Source organism: Novosphingobium sp. SG720 (assembly GCF_012275365.1).
Lineage (GTDB): Bacteria > Pseudomonadota > Alphaproteobacteria > Sphingomonadales > Sphingomonadaceae > Novosphingobium > Novosphingobium rhizosphaerae.
In genome coordinates this window covers 44,382-62,307 of record NZ_JAAZQN010000009.1, presented here as the reverse complement: position 1 = coordinate 62,307, position 17,926 = coordinate 44,382, and the positions used below count along the sequence as shown (strand labels likewise).

Sequence of the window (17,926 nt, the reverse complement as noted above, 5' to 3'; positions counted from 1 at the left end):
CCATCGCAAGCCTCCATGTGCTCGCAACGTCGAATCAGATTTTCACCGACTTGGGAATCCCCAGCGTGAGTCAGCCTCAGCGCACATTGGTATAAGGCACTATTTGCGTCGATCGAGGAGAACAGAATTGCGCATCACGGGTTCATTGCGCGCGACTTTAAGTTGAGCGACAATAGCCTTGCCTCACTCGCGACTTGTGCGCTCGGTCTCGGACCTCACGATCCGGTCGACGCGGCGTATGTTAAACGCCTTCGCCAGCGCGAACGCGACGAACGCCGGAACAGGTGACGAGGAGAATTAATCGATCTGTGGCGGCGACGCTCGTTTAATTGAGCAGCTAGACTGCGCGGAAATGGCTGCTTACGGCAATAACAGTCATCTCTGAGCTCGTCGGGGATGGCTCGAAATGCGAAGGGTTTCGGGCGCTTGCGTACGAAAGCCTCCAGTGCAGGAACCCGCGGGCCCCACGCGCTGATCTATGGGTAAAGCGTTTTCGGGATAGGTCTGGCGGATAAGCGCTGCCGGCCTGGCATTCCCCCGGGTGACCGGATCGAAGCGATTTTGGCCAGCGTTGTATTGCTGCTGGGATCGGTTTAGTTGACCGATACACCCTGCCTCCGGTGTAAACCTGGGACGGGCATGCGCGGGGCCATCGGTCGATGCGCCATGGGCAAGACCGTTGTGCGGGACGAGCCATGCCGGATCATGGCGCGTGTCTCCGGGCCAGCGGTGCTGGCGCTGGCGGAGCGCGGGGCTGGCACCAGCGGGCGAAGGTCTCGATGATGGCCATGTGCCCGCCGCAGCACGGGCATGGCGGGCGGTGATCGGGCGGCTCGTCGGGTGCGGGGTCCTCGGCCGGCACGGCGACGCCCAGCAGCCTGCGGGCGAGCGCCAGGGCGTCTTTATGCGTTGAACTGGCAAGCAGGCCGTAGTGCCGGATGCGGTGGAAGCCGCGCGGCAGGACGTGGATCAGGAAGCGACGGATGAACTCGTCGGTCGCCAGCGTCATGACCTGCTGGCGCTCGGCGCCATCGCGGCGATAGTCCTTGTAGCGGAACGTCACGCCGGTCTCGTCGAAGCTGATGAGCCGCCGGTTCGAGATGGCGACGCGGTGGGTGTAGCGCGAGAGATAGGCCAGCACCGCCTGCGGGCCGGCAAAGGGCGGCTTGGCATAGACCACCCAGCGCTTCTTCCGGATCGGGGACAGATGCCGCAGGAAGGCCTTGCGCGAGGCCAGGTCCGCCAGGGCGCCGAAGAAGCCCAGCTCGCCGGCGTCGAACAGGGCCAACAGGCGCGTGAGGAACAGCCGGCGGAACAATGCCCCCAGCACCCGCACCGGCAGCAGGAAGCCCGGACGCGAGGATATCCACCGCGAGCCGTCCAGCGCGATGCCGCCGCCGGGTACGATCATGTGCACGTGCGGGTGGTGGGTCAGTGCCGAGCCCCATGTGTGCAGCACGGCGGTGATGCCGATGCGCGCGCCGAGGTGCTTGGGATCGGCCGCGATGGTCAGCATCGTGTCGGCCGCTGCGCGGAACAGTAGATCATAGACCACCGCCTTGTTCTGCCACGCGATACCTGGCAACGAGCGGCTGCCAGTGGCGGATGCTGCCCAAGGATTTCCCGCCGCTCTCGACTGTGCAGCGGTACTTCTATGCGTGGCGCAACAGCGGCCTGCTTGCCACGATCAATCAGTTGCTGGTCACGACAGCCCGCCAACAGATGGGACGGGAGGCCAGCCCAAGTGCCGGTGTGATCGACAGCCAGTCGGTCAAAACCACGGAAAGCGGAGGGGTTCGGGGCTACGACGCCGGTAAGAAGATCAAGGGGGCAAGCGGCATATCGTGACCGATACCAGCGACTTCCTGATCTTCATCCTCGTCCACGCTGCCGACATTCAAGACCGCGACGGCGCCGTCGATGTGCTCAAAGCGATCCGCAATCGCTTCCCATGGTTACGCCATGTCTTTGCCGATAAGCACCAGCCCGCGCGCCTCCAACTGGCGCGAAAACTCGCCGAACAGCTTCTCGCTCAGCCCGGCCTCGACCAGGCGGTTGCGGAACCGGCATAGCGTCGTGTGATCGGGCGAAGAGGCTTCCAGTGGCAGGCCGATGAACCGCCGGAACGATACCCGATCGTTGATCGCCTCTTCCAGGTCAGCATCCGACAGACCATAGAACTGCTGCAAAAGCAGCGCCTTGAGCATCACAGCCGCCGATCGTTGGCGCGGATGGTGGCCAGATATATCCATTGAGCTTGTCGATCGGGGAGCGGATGGCGTCGCAGATGAAAGCATCAGGCATTGGATGTCAGCTCTCCAGAAAAGGCTGCGATGGCCGCGGCCAGCGCCTCTGCAGCCTCAAGCGGGGCCAGGTGCGCTGTTGGCATCGCAGCAATGGCGGGCGCCGGGAATGCGCGCAACTAGGTGTTCGCCATGGCCCTCGAACGGGGTCAAGGTGTCGCGCATGCCGATCACACCAAAGCGATCAGCGTAAACCCGTCGCAAGTCCTAGTCACGCGCGATGTCTATCCGCGCAGGCATGCGGTAAGGCTGGCGCATCGTCGACTGCTTGATCCACTCCACCGGCCCGGCCAGTTCGATCCGCACGTCAGGGGCGAACAGCCGGGCGAGCATGCGATGGACCATCAACCGGGCAATATTGCGGCCCGGGCACAGGTGAATGCCGCCGCCGAACGTGGCGTCATAGCGCCGCGTCCGCTCCAGCCTGTAGGCGCCGGGGTCTTCAAAAATTTCGGGATCGCGATTGCCTGCCGCCCACAGCATGGCAATTGCGGTTCCGGCCGGCACCAGCACATCGTCGAACACGAAGTCTTCCAGCGCATAGCGGTGTGTCACGATGACCGGTGACAACATCCGCAGTCCCTCGTCGATAGCGGCGCCGACACGCTGCAGGTCCGCCCGCACCTCTGCCACGGCAGCGGGATGGCACAGCAGCTGATAGGTGGCGTTGGCAGCAGCGAGTGCGGCCGTGTGAAACCCGTCGATCAGATTGGCGGCCAGCGACAGCGCCACGCTTTCCGGCTTGCCTTCGATCGTGATCGCACCGAACTCCGCCGCCATGGTGGCGAGAAGCGGATTGTTGCCTTCCGCCAATGTCCGGTCGATCGCCGTCGCCATCAGCGACAGATAGGCGCCGATCGCCGCGTTGGCCTGGATAGTCTCGGCAGTGGTGCGAACGAGGAAAAAGAACGGCGTCATCGCGCGCACCTGCTCGACGACCTGGCGCTGCTCGGATGGCATCAGACCGATCAGTGCGCCCCAGAATCCGGCAGTGACCTGTTCGGTGAAGTCGAACCCGAAATCGATCTCGCCTGCCCCAGCAACCTCGGCCAGGACCGTGTCCACCACGCAGCGCACGAGATCGTCGAACGCGGCCACCTGCTTCATGCCGAACGGCTTGGCCAGCAATTGGCGGGTCGGGCCGTGGAGCGGTGGGTTGGCGGTAAAGACCTGATTGAAAAGGATGCGGCCAAAGTTCGACACATCGGGCTGGTCCTGCTCGGCCCGATCATCCCCCGCCTCTTCCATCGCACGCTCGGCCAGCGCGCGAAGCGGCATGTTGCCCACCGCCGGAAGCGCGGCGATCTTGCGCAGATCCTCGCCACGAAACACGACGATGCGCTTGCTACCCGCCTTGAACAGCCGTTCGGCAGTTCCGAACAGCGCGGCGAAATCCTCGGAAAAACCCGCTTCGAAAGAATGGGGCAGGTCCGCAAGGTCACTGATCGACCGGCGCGTGACGTCGCCCTGCAATGGTTGCGCTGACATGAAACGCTGTCCCGGACAAGCAAGCCCCGGGGCGATGGGCACGCCGGAGCCGGGTGGATGATCCGCGCCCGCCCCGGCCCGCCAGGGTCGAGGCAGGTGCGCTGCAAGGCGCTCAGCCGCGCTCGCCATTGAACGAGAACGTGCCGAACGGGCCGGCCGCAACGCTGCCGTTCAGGCCGGTTTCGCCGACGGTGCCATTGAACGTGAGCGTGAGCGGCATCGGATTGGTGATATCGACCTTCCAACTTGCCTTATCGCCGGTGATCTTGCCGTCCTGGATGGGGTGCGGCGCGCCATCGGCATCGGTCGCGATGCCGGTCAGGCTGTCCCCCGAAACCGTGAAGGTGGTCACGCTCTTCATCGGCCCCATCGGCGAGTTGACGATGATGTTCCATGTTCCGGCAACAGACATATATATTTCCTTCCCTGGCTGGCCGCGCGGTGGACGCGTGCGCGCCGGCAAGCGGTGTGCCTGTTGCCGCACGCTACCGAAAAATTTCATATAGTAAATACTATTCTTTGTCGATGCGACAGATTTCACCCAGGGCCACGCGCGCCAGGCGTTCTGCGTCGAGAATCCAGATTACGCGATAGCCCAGCCGCACCATGCCCGCCTGCTCCGGCGTGCCCAGAATGGCATTGGCAGTCTGCCGTCCCATGCCGCAGGTGCCGGCAAGTTCGTCCTGGGTCATCGCCACCGGGGCATTGTCACCCGCGACTGATGCAAGCAGCACCTTGGCCACCCGTGCGGCGCGCGGTAGGCTGAGGAGATCCTGAATGTGGCTGATCGCCTGGCGCTGATGCGCGCAGGCCAGCCGGCCGATATGCCGCCATAATTCGGGTTGCCATGCGGCAATCGCGGCAATCGCGGCCAGCGGTATCCGGGCAACCTGGCACGCCCCTTGCGCGATCGCGTCCTGCTGGCGGGGCGCGGCATCGATGGTCGATACTTCGCCGAACCACATACCCTCGGCAGCGAGCAGCAGCAGGCAGCCGACGCCGCCCGGGCTCCACGCGATCAGGCGAACACGGCCCTGCAGCATGGCATACAACCCATCGGGCGCATCGCCCTGGCGATAGACCGCCTCGCCATCCTTGACCCGGCGCACCTGGGCCGCGGCAGCAAGCTGCGCCTGGATCGGATCGGCCAGGCTCGCAAACCATTCGCTCTTGCCCTGCATGGCCGCAAGGAACTGCGCTTCCTTTGTCATTCGATCATTCCTGGGTCGCAGGGAAATGTCGGCCAATCGACAAAGAGACCAGCCGGTCTGTGGCATCCTTGCGGCAATAACCACTGGAGAGACGCATGACCCTGAACGCCACGCAAGCCCCTGATTCCATGGACGCGGCGGAACGCCAGATCCGGATCGACCTGGCCGCGGCCTATCGGCTGGTCGCCCATTTCGGCTGGGACGACCTCATCTTCACCCATCTGTCCGCACGCATTCCCGGCCCCGAGCATCATTTCCTGATCAACCCATACGACCTGATGTTCGAGGAAGTCACCGCGTCCAGCCTCGTGAAGATCGATGTCGATGGCAATCCGGTGAGCGCGACGCCGCATCCGGTCAACCCCGCCGGCTTCACCATCCATTCGGCGATCCACATGGCCCGCGAGGACGCTGTCGCGGTGATGCATCTTCACACTCCGCACGGCCAGGCTGTTTCGGCCATGGAGAGCGGGCTGCTGCCCCATACCCAGACCGCGATGATCGCCGGCAGCGGCCTCGCCTATCATGAATATGAAGGGCTTGCGGTGGATCTGGCGGAGCGGGAACGCCTGGTGGCTGATCTGGGAGACGCCGACCTGATGATCCTGCGCAACCACGGTACGCTGGTGGTTGGCAAGAGCGTCGCTGCTTGCTTCCTGCGTCTCTATTTCCTCGAGCGCGCCTGCGAGGCGCAGGTGCTGATGCTGTCGGCCGGTCGCGATGCGCTGCATGCCCCGCCCCCCGAAACCCTGTCCAAGGTCGCGCTGCAATCGTCCCCTGCCGGCATGGGCCTGGTGGCAGAGCGGCTGGCGTGGCCGGCGCTGTTGCGCAAGCTGGACCGTATCGATCCCAGCTACCGCGACTGACGAAAGAGCTGGTGCGCGGGCCATGCCGCGCACCAGTCTCCTGGTCAGGATCAGGCGGTCGCGGCGTCTGCGGATGCCGACTGCTTGATCAGCGTGCGCGTTGTCGTCACGGCCTGGAACGCGGCCATGCCCATCAGGTTGACGTCGGTGGCCACTGTCACGATCTGGAAGCCCTTCGCCGCCATTTCCGCGGCATAGGCGGCCGTTCCGTTCTGGATGCCAGCAATGAGATTGCGCGCGCGCACGGCCGCGATCACGCGATCGTAGATGGCCAGGATCTCCGGCTCCTGGCGATCGAGCACGGGCGCGAGCCCCATCGCCAGGCCAAGGTCGCTCGGCCCCACATAGGCGCCACTGATGCCCGGCACGTCGAGGATTGCCTCCAGGTTCTCCACCGCCTCAACCGTCTCGATCTGTGGCAGGACCAGGACATTGGCATTGGCGATCCCCTGATAAGGCGACGCCGTCCCATAGAAGCCAGCGCGAACCGGCCCGTTGGAGCGGGCACCCTGCGGCGCATAGAGGCAGGCATCCACCAGCGCGCGCGCCTGCTCGGCATTGTTGACCATCGGGCAGATGATGCCCCATGCGCCCGCATCCAGGATCTTGCCGATGATGCCCGGCTCGTTCCACGGCACGCGCGCCAGCGGCACCGGGCCGCGGCCATGCAAGGCCTGCAGGCTCTCTACCGCCGAACGATAGTCATGCAGCCCATGCTGCAGATCGATCGTCAGGCTGTCCCAGCCGGTCTGCGCCATGATCTCGGCAACATAGCTATCAGGCGCCAGCAGCCACCCGTTGACGCAGACTTCGCCGCGCTTGAGGCGTTCGATAAGCGGGTTTGCCATAATTCCTCTCCAGTTTTTTGTGTGCTCAGAAATAGGTTCGGATGGATCCGACGACGTCGAACGCGCCGTCGATCACGTGCAGCACCCGCCACTTGTCGAAAGTGAGGCACGGATGAGAGATGCCAAAGCCGATCATGTCGCCCACCCGCAGCGGGGAATCGCGCGGGATATCGAGAAACCCGTGCTGGTCGTTGAGTGCGACAACCTGATGGTCCGGCGTAAGCGCCTGCGGCGCCGACATGTCTGCACTGGGGCGATGCCAAAGTTCCGGCTTGGGCATCTCGTCAAAGCCGACATCGCGCTTGCCCATGGTGACGATCGCGCGGCCGGGCTCGGGCATGGACTGCACATAGGCCCAGACGCGCAAGGCCGGGCTTGGCGCATCCTGGGCCAGCAGTTCGGGCGCCCGCATGTTCAGCAGGGAGAAGAGGAACGTGTAGAGGCCCGAGTCGTGCGTGATGTAGCAGCCGCTGCGCAGCAGCGTGGTGGTGCGGCGCTGCAACCGCGCCGCATTGAACGCAGTGACGACCAGATCGAAAAAGCCCGATCCGCCCGCGCTCAGCAGCACATCGTCCGAGACGAACAGCCCTTCCCGGTCACATGCCTGCGCAAGCGCGACAACCTGGCCCAGGAATACGTTCACGGCATCGAGCGTGGATTCCAGGTCCGCCTTGCGGATAATGCCTTCAAAGCCTTCGACCCCGGCAAGGTCGAGGTGGGGCGAGGCCGCCACCGCGCGCGCGACGGCAAGGCCCTGCTCCACCGTTCGGCATCCGGTGCGCCCGCCTTCAAAACCCATTTCAACCAGCACCGGCAGCGCACGACGGCCGCCGTTCTCTGCTGCGACGGCGGCAATCTGGGCGACCAGATCGAGCGAATCGACCAGCGAATAGATGGAAAGCTCAGGGTCCCGCTCAAGCTGATCCAGCACATAGGCAATGCCGCTGCGCCCGATCAACTGGTTCGCCACAAAGATGCGCCGATGCCCAGCCGCCACGGCCACGGCGATCTGGTGGGGTGTCGATACCGTAATCCCCCACGCGCCATCGCGCATCTGCAGGTCGAACAGCGCCGGGGCGAGCGTGGTCTTGCCATGCGGGGCCAGCGCCACGCCGTGCTCGGCTGCAAAGGTCCGCATCCAGCGGCTGTTGCGCTCCAGGCTGTCTCCGTCCAGCACCGCGACCGGCAGGGGCAGGTCTTCTCGCAAGAGATTCCAGCGCTTGCCCGCCACCTCTGCCAGCGGGATCGGTCCGCCGCCCCCCGGCACCCCTTTGTCCCAGGGCATGAGCGTGCCCGCCAGATCACCGTCGAAGCGCAGCGGAGTTTGCTCTGCGCCGCTCATGGATGCACCGCGACAACGGCCTCGATTTCGACCGTGATGTTCCCCGGCAGCGAGCCCACGCCCACCGCCGATCGCGCGTGCCGGCCAGCCTCGTCGCCGAACACCGCGCACATCAGGTCAGAGCAGCCGTCGATCACGCGCGAATGCAGCACGAAGTCCGGCGTCGCATTGACCATGCCGAACAGGCGCACCACGCGCCGGACGCGGTCGAGCGAGCCGAGTTCCTGGCGCATGACGGCAAGCAGCGAAAGGCCCACCAGCCGGGCATGCTCGCGCGCTTCGTCCGCAGAAACATCAGTACCGACCTTGCCAAAGCGGTAGCCGGCCGCATCGCGCGGGCCCTGCCCCGAAAGATAGAGCAAGCCCCCATCGAGCAGGGCAGGCGCAAAGTTGCCGATGGAGGGAATGGCCGGCGGCAGCACGAGGCCGAGTTCCTGGAGGCGGGCTTCGGGTGAAAGCGATTGGGTCATGCGGCGCTGCCTTCCAAGAATTTGCGCCCGAAGGCGCCCAGGTCAGCCTCCCCATTGGGGAAGGCAATAAGCTCAACCGCGCGCCCATCGGGATCGCGGACCGAGAAATAGCGGACGCCGAACATGGCATCGGGCTGGTCGCCCAAGCCGATGCGCACATCGGCCAGCGCCGCAAACGCGGCGTCGATATCGTCCACGGTGAGCGCAGGCGTGATGGTATCGGTGCCAGTCATGGGCTCGCGCTGCTCCAGTTCCAGCAACAGCTGCCCGATCATGCCCTTCACGTTCGGCACCGCCTCGGCCCGGCCATCGTGGATCACCGCCATGCCCAGGCGATCGCGATAAAACGCCGTGGTCACCGCCACGTCAGCCACGACGAGCGCGAGATGCGACAGTCCCCTGATCCGAAAATGCCCGGCCCCGGCGGCTGTTGCCGCGGGTGCTTCTGCCTGTGCCATGCCCATCTTCCTTCTCGTGCCTGGACCGAACGAACCATCATATCCGCAGCCCATTCGTTCTGTATAGCTTTCACTATATTTTTTATCTGTCAATCCGCGCGTGGACGCCCTACCAAGGCTTGGGGGCACCTCCGTCAGGGCTGCGCCGCTTGCGGGAGTCTCCGCGCAAGGCGGCATGCCGGCCCCTTTGGACGGTGATGCCGTTGCGGTCGGTTCAGAGAGGAAGACGAATGCGGAAGACGAAGGAAAAGATTGTCCTTGTAACAGGTGGCGCGAGCGGCATCGGCGCTGCCATCGCGCGCGCTGCTGCCGCGCAGGGACACAGGGTGCTGATCGCCGACATCGATGTTGCCGGCGCGGAACGCGTTGCCCAGCACATCGGCGAGCGCGCGCAAAGCGTCGCGCTTGACATTACCTCGGACGCGCAATGGTCTGCCGCGCTCGACCTGGCATGGGCGCAACATGGCCGGCTCGATGTGCTGATCAACAATGCAGCGATCGTGCGGACCGGCTATGTTCGCAATGTCGCCATGGATGATCATGCGCTGACGCTGGAGGTCAATGCCATGGGGCCGATGCGCGGCATGGTCGCCACGCTGCCGCGCTTTCGCGAACAGGGGCATGGACACTTCGTCACGGTGTGCAGCATGACCGCGTTCCTGCCCTTCCCGGGGCTTGCCAGCTATGCTGCGGCAAAGTTCGCGCTGCGCGCCTTCCACCTGGGCCTCGCCATGGAAGAGCGGGATTCGCCGCTGGACTTCACGATCGTCCACCCCACGTCGACGGAAACGCCGATGCTGGAGGCAGAGGCGGCCAGCGACGAAGTGCCCATGGCATTCCTCTCTGACTCGGTAAGTGCCGACTATGTCGCGCAGGTGGTGCTGGAGGCGATGCGCCGGCGCAAGCTGGAGGTGTTCATGCCCGCAGACCGCGCCAAGTTCGTGCGGCGGCTGGGTGGCAACGCGGCCGAACTGCTGAAGATTGCCGGCCAGGCCGAGCAGCTGGGCGCACATAACCTGGCGGAGCGTCGCAAGGGCAAGAGCGCAGCGGCCTGAAACAGCGTGCCTCGGCCCGCGGGCGCGGACCGAGGCACTTTCTGCAACGATGATCAGTCAGGGCAGGCCAGCGCCGGCCACGTCCATGCGAACGGCATAGACCCGGGCTGTCCGCACGTCGCGCGCGATCGCCGGCGTCCTGCTGTCGGCGGTGAGGATGAACAAGGTGCGCCGGTCTTCACCGCCGAACACGCAGGCGATCGCTTCCTGCTCGGTCGCGATGCGATCGACCACTTCGCCGTCCCGACGCAGGCACAGCACTTCGCGCGACGTAGGCGAGGCAGCCCAGACGCAGCCGGCGGCATCCAGGCAAATGCCGTCCGGCAGCGCATCGTCGGGCAATCGCGCCCAGAGCCGCGGTTCGACCAGCGCGCCGTCGGCTGCGATCGTCAGTTCGGTCAGCACGCGCGTGCCGCTTTCGGCAACGATCATCGTGGCGCCATCGGGCTGGATCACCATGCCGTTGGGAAACCACAACCCGGCCGCCGCCGTCGACACCGTACCATCGGCCGTAACCCGCGCGATGCTTGCGGTGCACGGCGAAATGGGATGGGTGTCGATATCGAAGCCGAAATTGCCGACATAGGCAGTGCCGTCTGGCGCCACGATCATGTCGTTCGCGTGCCACGTGGCAATGTCTGAAAGATCGGCATGCACCTCGAACACGCCGTTGCGATGGCGCAGGATCCTGCGATCATGCATCGACACCACCAGCATGTCGCCATCCGGCAACCAGCCCAGGCCCGAGACGGGACCATCGTGTTCGGCAACAACCTCCCACCCAGCGCTTTCCGAATAGCGCAGCACGCGGTGGGCGTGCATGTCGGAAAGGTAGAGCGCGCCGTTGTGCCAGCGTGGCGCTTCGCCGAAGGCCAGGTCGTCGGCCAGCAGCGTCAGGGTATGGGTCATGGTGGTTCGCTCGCTGAAGAGGGATTGCGCCTGGATCAGAAGTTTATCTTCGCGCCAACGCCATAGGTGCGCGGCGGCGCATAGTTGGGCTGGACGAAGCCGAACGGGCTGATGCTGTTGAACGCAGCGGTGGCGTAGTAGGTATTGCCGAGATTGCGCACGAAGGCCGACAGCTCCAGCTGCGAGATCGTCAGCGCGACGCGCGCGTCTTGCGTCCAATAGGCCTGCTGCGTCGTATAGGGATCGTTGGTCGCGTCCAGGAACTGCCGGCCCTTGTACGTGGCGCTGTATTGCAGATCGATCGCCTGGCTTTCGCCGATCGGGAGATGGTACTGCGCCTGCAGGAACGTGCTCAACTTGGGCGAGAACGCCAGCTGGTTGCCCGAATAGTCCGGCACGGTAGGATCAACCACCAGCAGGAACCGCACGAGCTTGGTGTTCAGCAGACCCACCTGCGCGCTCAACGTCAGATTGCGGACCGGGCGAACGGTCAGGTCGATATCCGCGCCATAGGTGCGCGCCTTTTCGGCATTGGCCGCAAGATTGAGCGGCCCGATCGGGCTGGGCACCAGGGCAAACAGCTGCATGTCGCGATAATCGTTGTAGAACAGCGCGGCATTGAACGTGACGGCGCGATCGAGGAACGTCGCCTTGACGCCCACTTCGTAGGTTGTCACCTTTTCGGGCTTCACCGGGCGCTGCTGATAGGCGGCCTGGGCGGGATCGGGGCTGAGGAAGCCGCCGTTGAAATCGCCGCCCTTGAAGCCGGTGGTCAGGGTCGCATAGGCCAGAACGCCAGGCATAGGCTTGAAATTCAGGCCGATGCGATAGGAGAATGCGGAATTCTGCAGGCGGCTCGTGCTGTCGGCAACCTGGGCCAGTGGCGTGAAGTTGTCCATGCCGCCGCTCTGGTACTGCACCTGGCTGTTGAACCGGAACGAACGGCGCTCGTGGGTAAACCGGCCGCCGAGCACCAGGCGTAGCGTGCGGGTCAGGCTGTATTCGCCCTGCCCGAAGGCGGCATAGGCGTCTGTCACCTGCGTATTGCGGGCGAACTGCCGGCTGGCCAACCCATCGCCTGCACCAGGACCGTAAAACCGGTCAATGTCGAGCAGGAGCCCATAGTCCTGGTTCTGGTTGAGGCGCTCGTGCAGGTAATAGACACCCGCCACCCAGTTATAGTTTTGCTTGGTCTGGTTGACGCGCAGTTCCTGGGTGAACTCGTTGCTGTTGTTGCCCCAGTTCACCTCCAACTCGCGATAGGGCGAGGAGTCGCTGTCTTCGGGCAGGAAGCGCTGGTTGTAATTGTAACCCGTCACGGACGTGACGGTGATCGTGCCCGGTGACCATTCGACCCGCCCGACAACGCCCCTGTCCGTCACTTTCAGATGCTCTGTCCGACTGGACGCGATGGAATAGCGCTTGGGATCGCTCGGCTGGTTGTAGATGTCGACGCACTGCGAGGCATAGGTTGCGGCAACCGAACAGACCACGGGCGATCCGGTTTCGACCGAGCCCGGCTCGAACGCGCCGAGATGGGCATAATTGTCGGGCAGCCGGTCAACATGGGAGACGTGCCCGACAACCAGAATGCGCAGATCCGGCGTCGGCCTGTAGAGCAGCGACGCGCGGAAGGACTCGTCATCGGCGCCGTTCTGGCGACGATTGAGGAACGTGTTGTAATTGTACCCTTCCGAGTAATTCCGGACGAAGGCAAAGCGAGCCGAGAGCGTGTCGGTCAGCGGGCCGCTGACCGCGCCGCTGATCTGCGAGGTATCGAAATTGCCGTAGCGCGCATCGAGATAGCCCTCGAACGTATTCGTCGGCTTGGCCGTGATGAAGTTGATCGCGCCGCCCGAGGTATTGCGGCCATAGAGCGTTCCCTGCGGCCCCTTGAGCACCTCGACACGATCCAGGTCGAACATCGCGAAGGCCTGCGATGTGGGCGCGCTGAGATAGAACTCATCCACATAGATGCCGTTCGGCCCGGAATTGTTGGAATTGTTCACGTTGAGCCCGATCCCGCGGATGGTGATCGCGGGCTGGTTTCCAGCGCCTTGCGGAAGGGAGACCACAACGTTGGTGGCAATCTTGCCGAGATCGGCGGCAGCCTCAACGCCGAGCTTCTTGAGCGAGTCACCCGAGAACGCCTCGATGGTGATCGGCACATCCTGGATGTTCTCGCTGCGACGCTGCGCCGTCACCACGATATCACCCTGGCCGACGGCGGCGCCCTGGCTCGCCCCTGGCGTGGTTTGGCCCGCAGCGGTCGGTGCGGTCTGGCCCAGCGCTTGGCCGGGCAGCAAGGCTGCGACGATCAGTGCCATGGGCGCCGTCGCGCTTGCTGCGCCGATCATGCGATTGGTCTTGGTGCTTCTCCCCATCGATCTGCTCCTCATCTGTTTGCGACAAGTTAGCTAAAACTATCCATTTGGCAATAGGCCGATCGACAGGAGGGGTCGTGGATGCATTTCCCGCCGCCAGCTGTCGCGTGGCGGCGCTTTTTCGGGTAGGGGAAGGCATGGCAGGAAAAACGGAAACCGTCGCAGACATGGCGACAGGCGAGAATAAAGGTCTCAAGAAAGCGCGCGCATCGTCGGCAGGAAGCAAGGCCGCACGCCCCCACGCGACTCCAAAGCGAGAGGCGGCGCGCAGCCAGGATCTGGAAGACACGAAAGTGGTTCCGCGCTCGCGCAGGGCGATCGAAACCTATGAGAAGCTAATCGCCGCGGCCGGCGAATTGCTGGGCGAAGTCGGGTTCGAGCGGCTGACGACCAATGCAATCTGCGAACGCGCGCAGCTCACCCCACCGGCGCTCTATCGCTACTTCGATGACAAGTACCAGATCATCGAGGAACTCGCCACGCGGCTGCAAAAGCGGCAGTTCGACGCCTTTGCCGTCTGGCTTTTCAAGAATGGCGCGACGCTGGACACCAGCGAAAACCCGATCCTGCTGGCAGACTGGTTTCGCACCGCATCCGAGATCATCGAAACGCAGCCCGGCGGCGTGTGGACAATCCGCGCCATGCGCGCGCTGCCCCATCTTGCCCATGTCCGGCTGGAATGGCAGCGGCGGTTCACCGACCAGATGTTCCGGTTTTACCGCCCAGCCATCACCGACCTTGCCGATGAAGTGCTGTGGGCCAGGCTGCGCATTCGTGCCGAATTCGGCTTCGTGGTCGACGAACTGGCCCTGGAGGAAGACCGGGTTGCCCGCGCGACCCTGTTCAAGGAAGCCGCCCTGATCCTCACCGGCATGAGCCGCTTGACCACGTCGTGAGCCGGGCGGCGGCGACACGCCATTGACAGGTGTATAGTTTTAGCTAGCCTCAATGCGTCGGCGATCCACCGGCAAGGAGAGCGCGTATGGCTACATCGGTGAAGCGTCGGCAGGCCTGGCTGCTCGATCCGCCGACGCACCGCGAGCTTGCAGCGGTGATGGCGGTGGGAACGTTTGCCCTGGTGATCGCCGGCATTCAGCCGCTGCTGTTCGGAGCGTTGGTGAACGAAGGCCGGATATCGGCCGCGGGCCTGGGCGGCGCGGTGACGGTGGAATTCCTTGCTCTTGCCTCCGGGGTGGCGCTCGCCAGCGCCAGGCTCCAGCCGGTTCATCTGCGGCTGCGCGGGCTGCTTGCGGCCATGGCGCTGATCGCTGCCAACGTGATGAGCATGCGCCATGCAGCGCCGATGCTCTACGTCGATCGCGGGATTGCCGGATTTAGCGCGGGGGTTTTGCTGTCGATCCCTTCGCTTTTGCTGGCGCGCTCGCGCAATCCCTCCAAGCTCGGCGCGGTGCTGATGGTGTTGCAGGGATTGGTCCAGGTGGCGTTTTCGGCGCTCCTGCCGCTCACCTTGATGCCGGCCTGGGGCGCCAACGGCGGATTCCTGGCGCTGGCCGGCACTTCGGCGCTCTCGGCGGTCTTCGCGCTGGGCGTGCCCAACCGACTGCCCGCCGTCGTCAATGACCAGTCCGAAGGGGCGCCCGCGCAAAAGCTGCCACCGGCCGGCGCGCTCAGCCTGCTTGGCGTGGTGCTGGTCTACGCCTTTGTCTTCGGCTTCTTTTCCTACCTCGGGCAGATCGGCACGGAAGCCCACCTCGGATCAGACCTGATTGGGCTGGTCCTTGCAGTGACGGTGGCAGCCTCGATCGTGGGATCGCTGCTGACCGCCGCGATCGCGCCGAAGGTTTCGTTTTTCCGGGTATACGGCGTTTCGGTGGCGTGCAACGCGGCGCTGATCGTCGTGCTGTTTCAATTGCCCGGGCCGATCGGCTTTGCCCTGTGCGCCGTCTGCTTCGGCGTGTTCTGGGGCCTGCTGATGCCCTATCAGCTCAACTTCACCGCCGAAGTCGATCCCACGCGGCGAGCCACCTTGCTCGTCCCCGGCGCCCAGGCGCTTGGCGCCAGCCTTGGCCCGCTGCTGTGCGCCCTCAGCGTTACTGCCACCGACAGCAGAGGGGCATTGATCGTCGCCGGCGCCTGCCTTGTCGGCTTCTTCGGCATCGTCATGGCCCTCCATGCCCGCCAGCGCCGGCTTCTGTCCCATCCCGAGCTGTTCGCTTCGACCTGACGCGTTGCTCATCGGCTGACCGACGCAGCGGCAAGGGCAAGCAGCGCCAGCACTTATCCGGTGGCATGCAAGGGCTCGGCCAGGCCGAGCAGCGGCGGCTCGATGCAGTTGCGCCCGCGCTGCTTGGCTTTGTAGAGCGCGGCGTCGGATCCCTCGATCAGCACATTGAGATCGAAATCATCGGTCAATGCGCCTGTCGCAATGCCGAAACTGGCAGTGACGAAGGGCGGCCCGACCGGTGCCTTGTGCGGTATGCGCCGCGCGGCAATCTCGCGCCGCATGCGTTCGGCAACAAGGATCGCGGTCGGCAGATCGATGTCGATGAGGAAGACAATGAACTCCTCGCCGCCGAAGCGGCATACCCGGTCACCCGTCTTGCGCGCCTCGGATACCAGCAACCCCGAAATGCGACGCAGGCAGTCGTCCCCGGCAAGATGGCCGAACGTGTCGTTATAGGCCTTGAAGTGATCGATATCGACCATCACCACCGATACCGGCCGGCCGGCATGAACCTGGCGCTGGACCGTGACCCACTGCTCCAGGGCGCGCCGATTGCCCAGGCCGGTGAGGGGATCGATGATCGACAGCTCCTCGAAAACCTGCGCGCACAGGCGATCGCGAACCGAACGCAGCCAGCCCCGCCGCTCCATCTTTTCCAGGCTGTAGAGCGCCACCAGCGCAAATCCGGCAAAGGCCATGGAGAGGAAGGCGGATGCCCCTTTCGACTGCGCCGAGGCGTCTTGGAGGCTGGCGAGCGTCAGGAGTTGGACCGTCACCGTGATGGCCGCTGCCAAGAGGGCATAGCGCCAGCGCAAGCGCAGCACCATCACTGTGAACATCATGACGAACAGGATGCCCAGATGATAGTTCTCGCGCAGCGGGCTCGCACTGGCGACAACCAGCACATAGATGGAAAGCGCCATGACCGTGGAGAGTGCCACCTGCAACCCTTCGCGCACGGCGGCCGGGGGATGGCGCGCGGTTATCCCGACCACTGCGGCCGTCAGGCTGGTCACCAGCCCGAGCCGCAGGATCAATGCCAGGCCAAATGCATCGGGCAGGGAAAAATAGTCGAGCACGACAAGCGAGTCGAACAGCGCCAGGGACAAGAGCGCCATGCGCACATACCAGCGCACCCGCACCGGCCCGGTTTCCTGTTCGAATTGCTCTTCCAGCGCGCGCGGGAAGCGCAGCGCAGGGCCGCGCTTGTCCAATGCCTGATCGATCAGCGCGAACTGCAGATCGACCGCACTCTTGTCGTGGAGGTCGTCCATCCCGTGTCTGCCCGCAGCAACTCCCGTTCCAGAGTAGATCGGCGGCAAGAATGAATTGTTAACGGGCGAAGTTTCACCACTGCCAATCAGGGGTAGGCACAATTCTGGATCGGCGCGGCTCTCCAGAACGGCTGCTTTATGGCCTCCGCCACCGCTTTCCTCAGCCAGCGGAGCGCAGGATCCTGCGATTGGCGCGCGCGCCACGCGATGTGGATGGCAATTTCCGGCAGGGCAACCGGCAATTCGTGGATCGTCAGATGGGCCTTCTCCTCCTCGCGCAGGATCGCCGAAGGGACGACTGCAAGAAGGTCTGACCCGATCACGACGCTGGCAACGATCAGGAAATGCGGCACGCGCAGCATGATGCGGCGGCGCAGGCCCATGGTTTCGATGAGCGAATCGACATTCGCCCCGGTTCCTTGGCCGATATCCACGCCGACGTGCGGCAGCGTCAGGAACGCCTGAAGCGTCATTCCGCCAGATAGTGCCGGATGCGCGCGATCGGCGATGCAGACCATTTTCAGTGACTGGACCGGCTCGCAGTGCAGCCGTTCGGGCAGATTGGGAAAAACCCCCAGGCCAAGATCGGCCGCGCCCGATAGCAGGTGCTCGGTCCCCTCTCGCGCACCTGATGCCAGCAGGTCGATGTCCACCCCAGGCGCGCTGGCCCGCAGGCGGGGGATCAGATTGGGCAGCAGATGCGCTGCACTCGCATCCGACATGGTAAGCGTAAAGCTGCGCTCCGCCGTGGCCGGCTCGAATTCGGGCTCGGTGTCCAACGCGGCGCGCAGCCGGTCGAGCGCGCCGCCGATCGGGTCGGCCAGGGCCAGCGCGCGCGGGGTTGGGTCCATGGTCCCGCCGCGGCGGATGAAAAGATCATCGCCCAGCACCCCGCGCAAGCGACGCAAGGCGTGGCTCATCGCTGGCTGGCTCAGCCCGACCCGATCACCGGCGCGCGAGAGGTGGCGATCCTTCATCAGCGCATCGAAGATGACCATCAGGTTGAGGTCGAGCGAAGCCAGGTTGAGCGGGGCCGTCATGCCCCCGCTATAGCAGCAAGGGATCATCACTGGAAACGAGGGAATTGCCCGGATCATTCATCACACGAATAATGTGGTGCAAACATGCAATTT

General features: G+C 64.4%; 15 protein-coding genes and 3 pseudogenes. 5 read left to right on the top strand and 13 right to left on the bottom strand.

The window, feature by feature from the left end; translation table 11 throughout:
• Window positions 1-703 precede the first annotated feature (703 nt).
• Window positions 704-1,576: pseudogene (locus FHW94_RS21855) on the bottom strand (transposase); the annotation flags it as partial.
• Between FHW94_RS21855 and FHW94_RS21850 the strand changes: the two are divergent.
• Window positions 1,564-1,976 (top strand): annotated as a pseudogene (locus FHW94_RS21850) (IS5 family transposase); the annotation flags it as partial. The pseudogenes FHW94_RS21855 and FHW94_RS21850 overlap by 13 nt on opposite strands.
• Here the strand turns inward: FHW94_RS21850 and FHW94_RS21845 are convergent.
• From FHW94_RS21845 to FHW94_RS21825, 4 genes and pseudogenes are all read right to left on the bottom strand, one after another.
• Window positions 1,977-2,210, bottom strand: a pseudogene (locus FHW94_RS21845) (transposase); the annotation flags it as partial.
• Between the two features lie 300 nt (window positions 2,211-2,510).
• Window positions 2,511-3,953 carry a cytochrome P450 gene (locus FHW94_RS21835; RefSeq protein ID WP_168557961.1) on the bottom strand — a complete coding sequence of 481 codons (1,443 nt, stop codon included), beginning with the start codon at window positions 3,951-3,953 and terminating at the stop codon, window positions 2,511-2,513.
• The gene (locus FHW94_RS21830; protein WP_168557960.1) at window positions 3,904-4,203 is read right to left on the bottom strand and encodes a hypothetical protein; all 300 of its coding nucleotides are present in this window, start codon (window positions 4,201-4,203) and stop codon (window positions 3,904-3,906) included. Before FHW94_RS21830 ends, FHW94_RS21835 begins: the two co-directional genes overlap by 50 nt.
• A 100-nt stretch (window positions 4,204-4,303) precedes the next feature.
• Window positions 4,304-5,002 (bottom strand): Crp/Fnr family transcriptional regulator, encoded by a 699-nt coding sequence (locus FHW94_RS21825; protein WP_168557959.1) that lies wholly within the window; start codon window positions 5,000-5,002, stop codon window positions 4,304-4,306.
• A 95-nt stretch (window positions 5,003-5,097) separates the two neighbouring features.
• Between FHW94_RS21825 and FHW94_RS21820 the strand changes: the two genes are divergently transcribed.
• Window positions 5,098-5,868, top strand: coding sequence for a class II aldolase/adducin family protein (locus FHW94_RS21820; RefSeq protein WP_168557958.1), 771 nt, complete (start codon window positions 5,098-5,100; stop codon window positions 5,866-5,868).
• 50 nt (window positions 5,869-5,918) lie between these two features.
• Here the strand turns inward: FHW94_RS21820 and FHW94_RS21815 are convergent, their stop codons facing one another.
• Genes FHW94_RS21815 through FHW94_RS21800 form a run of 4 tightly spaced genes read right to left on the bottom strand, consistent with a single transcriptional unit; the run spans window position 5,919 to window position 8,986 of the window.
• Window positions 5,919-6,716, bottom strand: a complete 798-nt coding sequence (locus FHW94_RS21815) for an aldolase/citrate lyase family protein (RefSeq protein ID WP_168557957.1) — start codon at window positions 6,714-6,716, stop codon at window positions 5,919-5,921.
• Window positions 6,717-6,741: 25 nt separating this feature from the next.
• Window positions 6,742-8,058: an amino acid deaminase gene (locus FHW94_RS21810; protein WP_210425815.1), complete on the bottom strand. Its 1,317-nt coding sequence runs from the start codon at window positions 8,056-8,058 to the stop codon at window positions 6,742-6,744.
• Window positions 8,055-8,528, bottom strand: coding sequence for a RidA family protein (locus FHW94_RS21805; RefSeq protein WP_168557956.1), 474 nt, complete (start codon window positions 8,526-8,528; stop codon window positions 8,055-8,057). The genes FHW94_RS21810 and FHW94_RS21805 overlap by 4 nt, the downstream gene beginning before the upstream one ends.
• Window positions 8,525-8,986 (bottom strand): VOC family protein, encoded by a 462-nt coding sequence (locus FHW94_RS21800; RefSeq protein ID WP_168557955.1) that lies wholly within the window; start codon window positions 8,984-8,986, stop codon window positions 8,525-8,527. The genes FHW94_RS21805 and FHW94_RS21800 overlap by 4 nt, the downstream gene beginning before the upstream one ends.
• Window positions 8,987-9,216: 230 nt before the next feature.
• Here FHW94_RS21800 and FHW94_RS21795 point away from each other — a divergent pair, with 230 nt between their 5' ends.
• Window positions 9,217-10,041, top strand: a complete 825-nt coding sequence (locus FHW94_RS21795; RefSeq protein ID WP_168557954.1) for an SDR family NAD(P)-dependent oxidoreductase — start codon at window positions 9,217-9,219, stop codon at window positions 10,039-10,041.
• Between the two features lie 57 nt (window positions 10,042-10,098).
• Here FHW94_RS21795 and FHW94_RS21790 read toward each other — a convergent pair whose 3' ends face one another.
• Together FHW94_RS21790 and FHW94_RS21785 are read right to left on the bottom strand one after the other, a co-directional pair.
• Window positions 10,099-10,950 carry an SMP-30/gluconolactonase/LRE family protein gene (locus tag FHW94_RS21790; RefSeq protein WP_168557953.1) on the bottom strand — a complete coding sequence of 284 codons (852 nt, stop codon included), beginning with the start codon at window positions 10,948-10,950 and terminating at the stop codon, window positions 10,099-10,101.
• Between the two features lie 35 nt (window positions 10,951-10,985).
• Window positions 10,986-13,334: a TonB-dependent receptor gene (locus FHW94_RS21785; protein ID WP_168557952.1), complete on the bottom strand. Its 2,349-nt coding sequence runs from the start codon at window positions 13,332-13,334 to the stop codon at window positions 10,986-10,988.
• A 137-nt stretch (window positions 13,335-13,471) separates the two neighbouring features.
• Between FHW94_RS21785 and FHW94_RS21780 the strand changes: the two genes are divergently transcribed.
• On the top strand, window positions 13,472-14,230 hold the full coding sequence (locus FHW94_RS21780) for a TetR/AcrR family transcriptional regulator (protein ID WP_210425814.1): 759 nt from the start codon (window positions 13,472-13,474) through the stop codon (window positions 14,228-14,230).
• 86 nt (window positions 14,231-14,316) lie between these two features.
• On the top strand, window positions 14,317-15,519 hold the full coding sequence (locus FHW94_RS21775; protein WP_168557951.1) for an MFS transporter: 1,203 nt from the start codon (window positions 14,317-14,319) through the stop codon (window positions 15,517-15,519).
• Window positions 15,520-15,572: 53 nt separating this feature from the next.
• On the opposite strand, the gene FHW94_RS21770 is transcribed toward FHW94_RS21775, so the two are convergent.
• Together FHW94_RS21770 and FHW94_RS21765 are read right to left on the bottom strand one after the other, a co-directional pair.
• Window positions 15,573-16,793: a GGDEF domain-containing protein gene (locus FHW94_RS21770; RefSeq protein WP_168557950.1), complete on the bottom strand. Its 1,221-nt coding sequence runs from the start codon at window positions 16,791-16,793 to the stop codon at window positions 15,573-15,575.
• Window positions 16,794-16,879: 86 nt separating this feature from the next.
• Window positions 16,880-17,833: a LysR family transcriptional regulator gene (locus FHW94_RS21765; protein WP_168557949.1), complete on the bottom strand. Its 954-nt coding sequence runs from the start codon at window positions 17,831-17,833 to the stop codon at window positions 16,880-16,882.
• Between the last annotated feature and the right edge of the window lie 93 nt (window positions 17,834-17,926).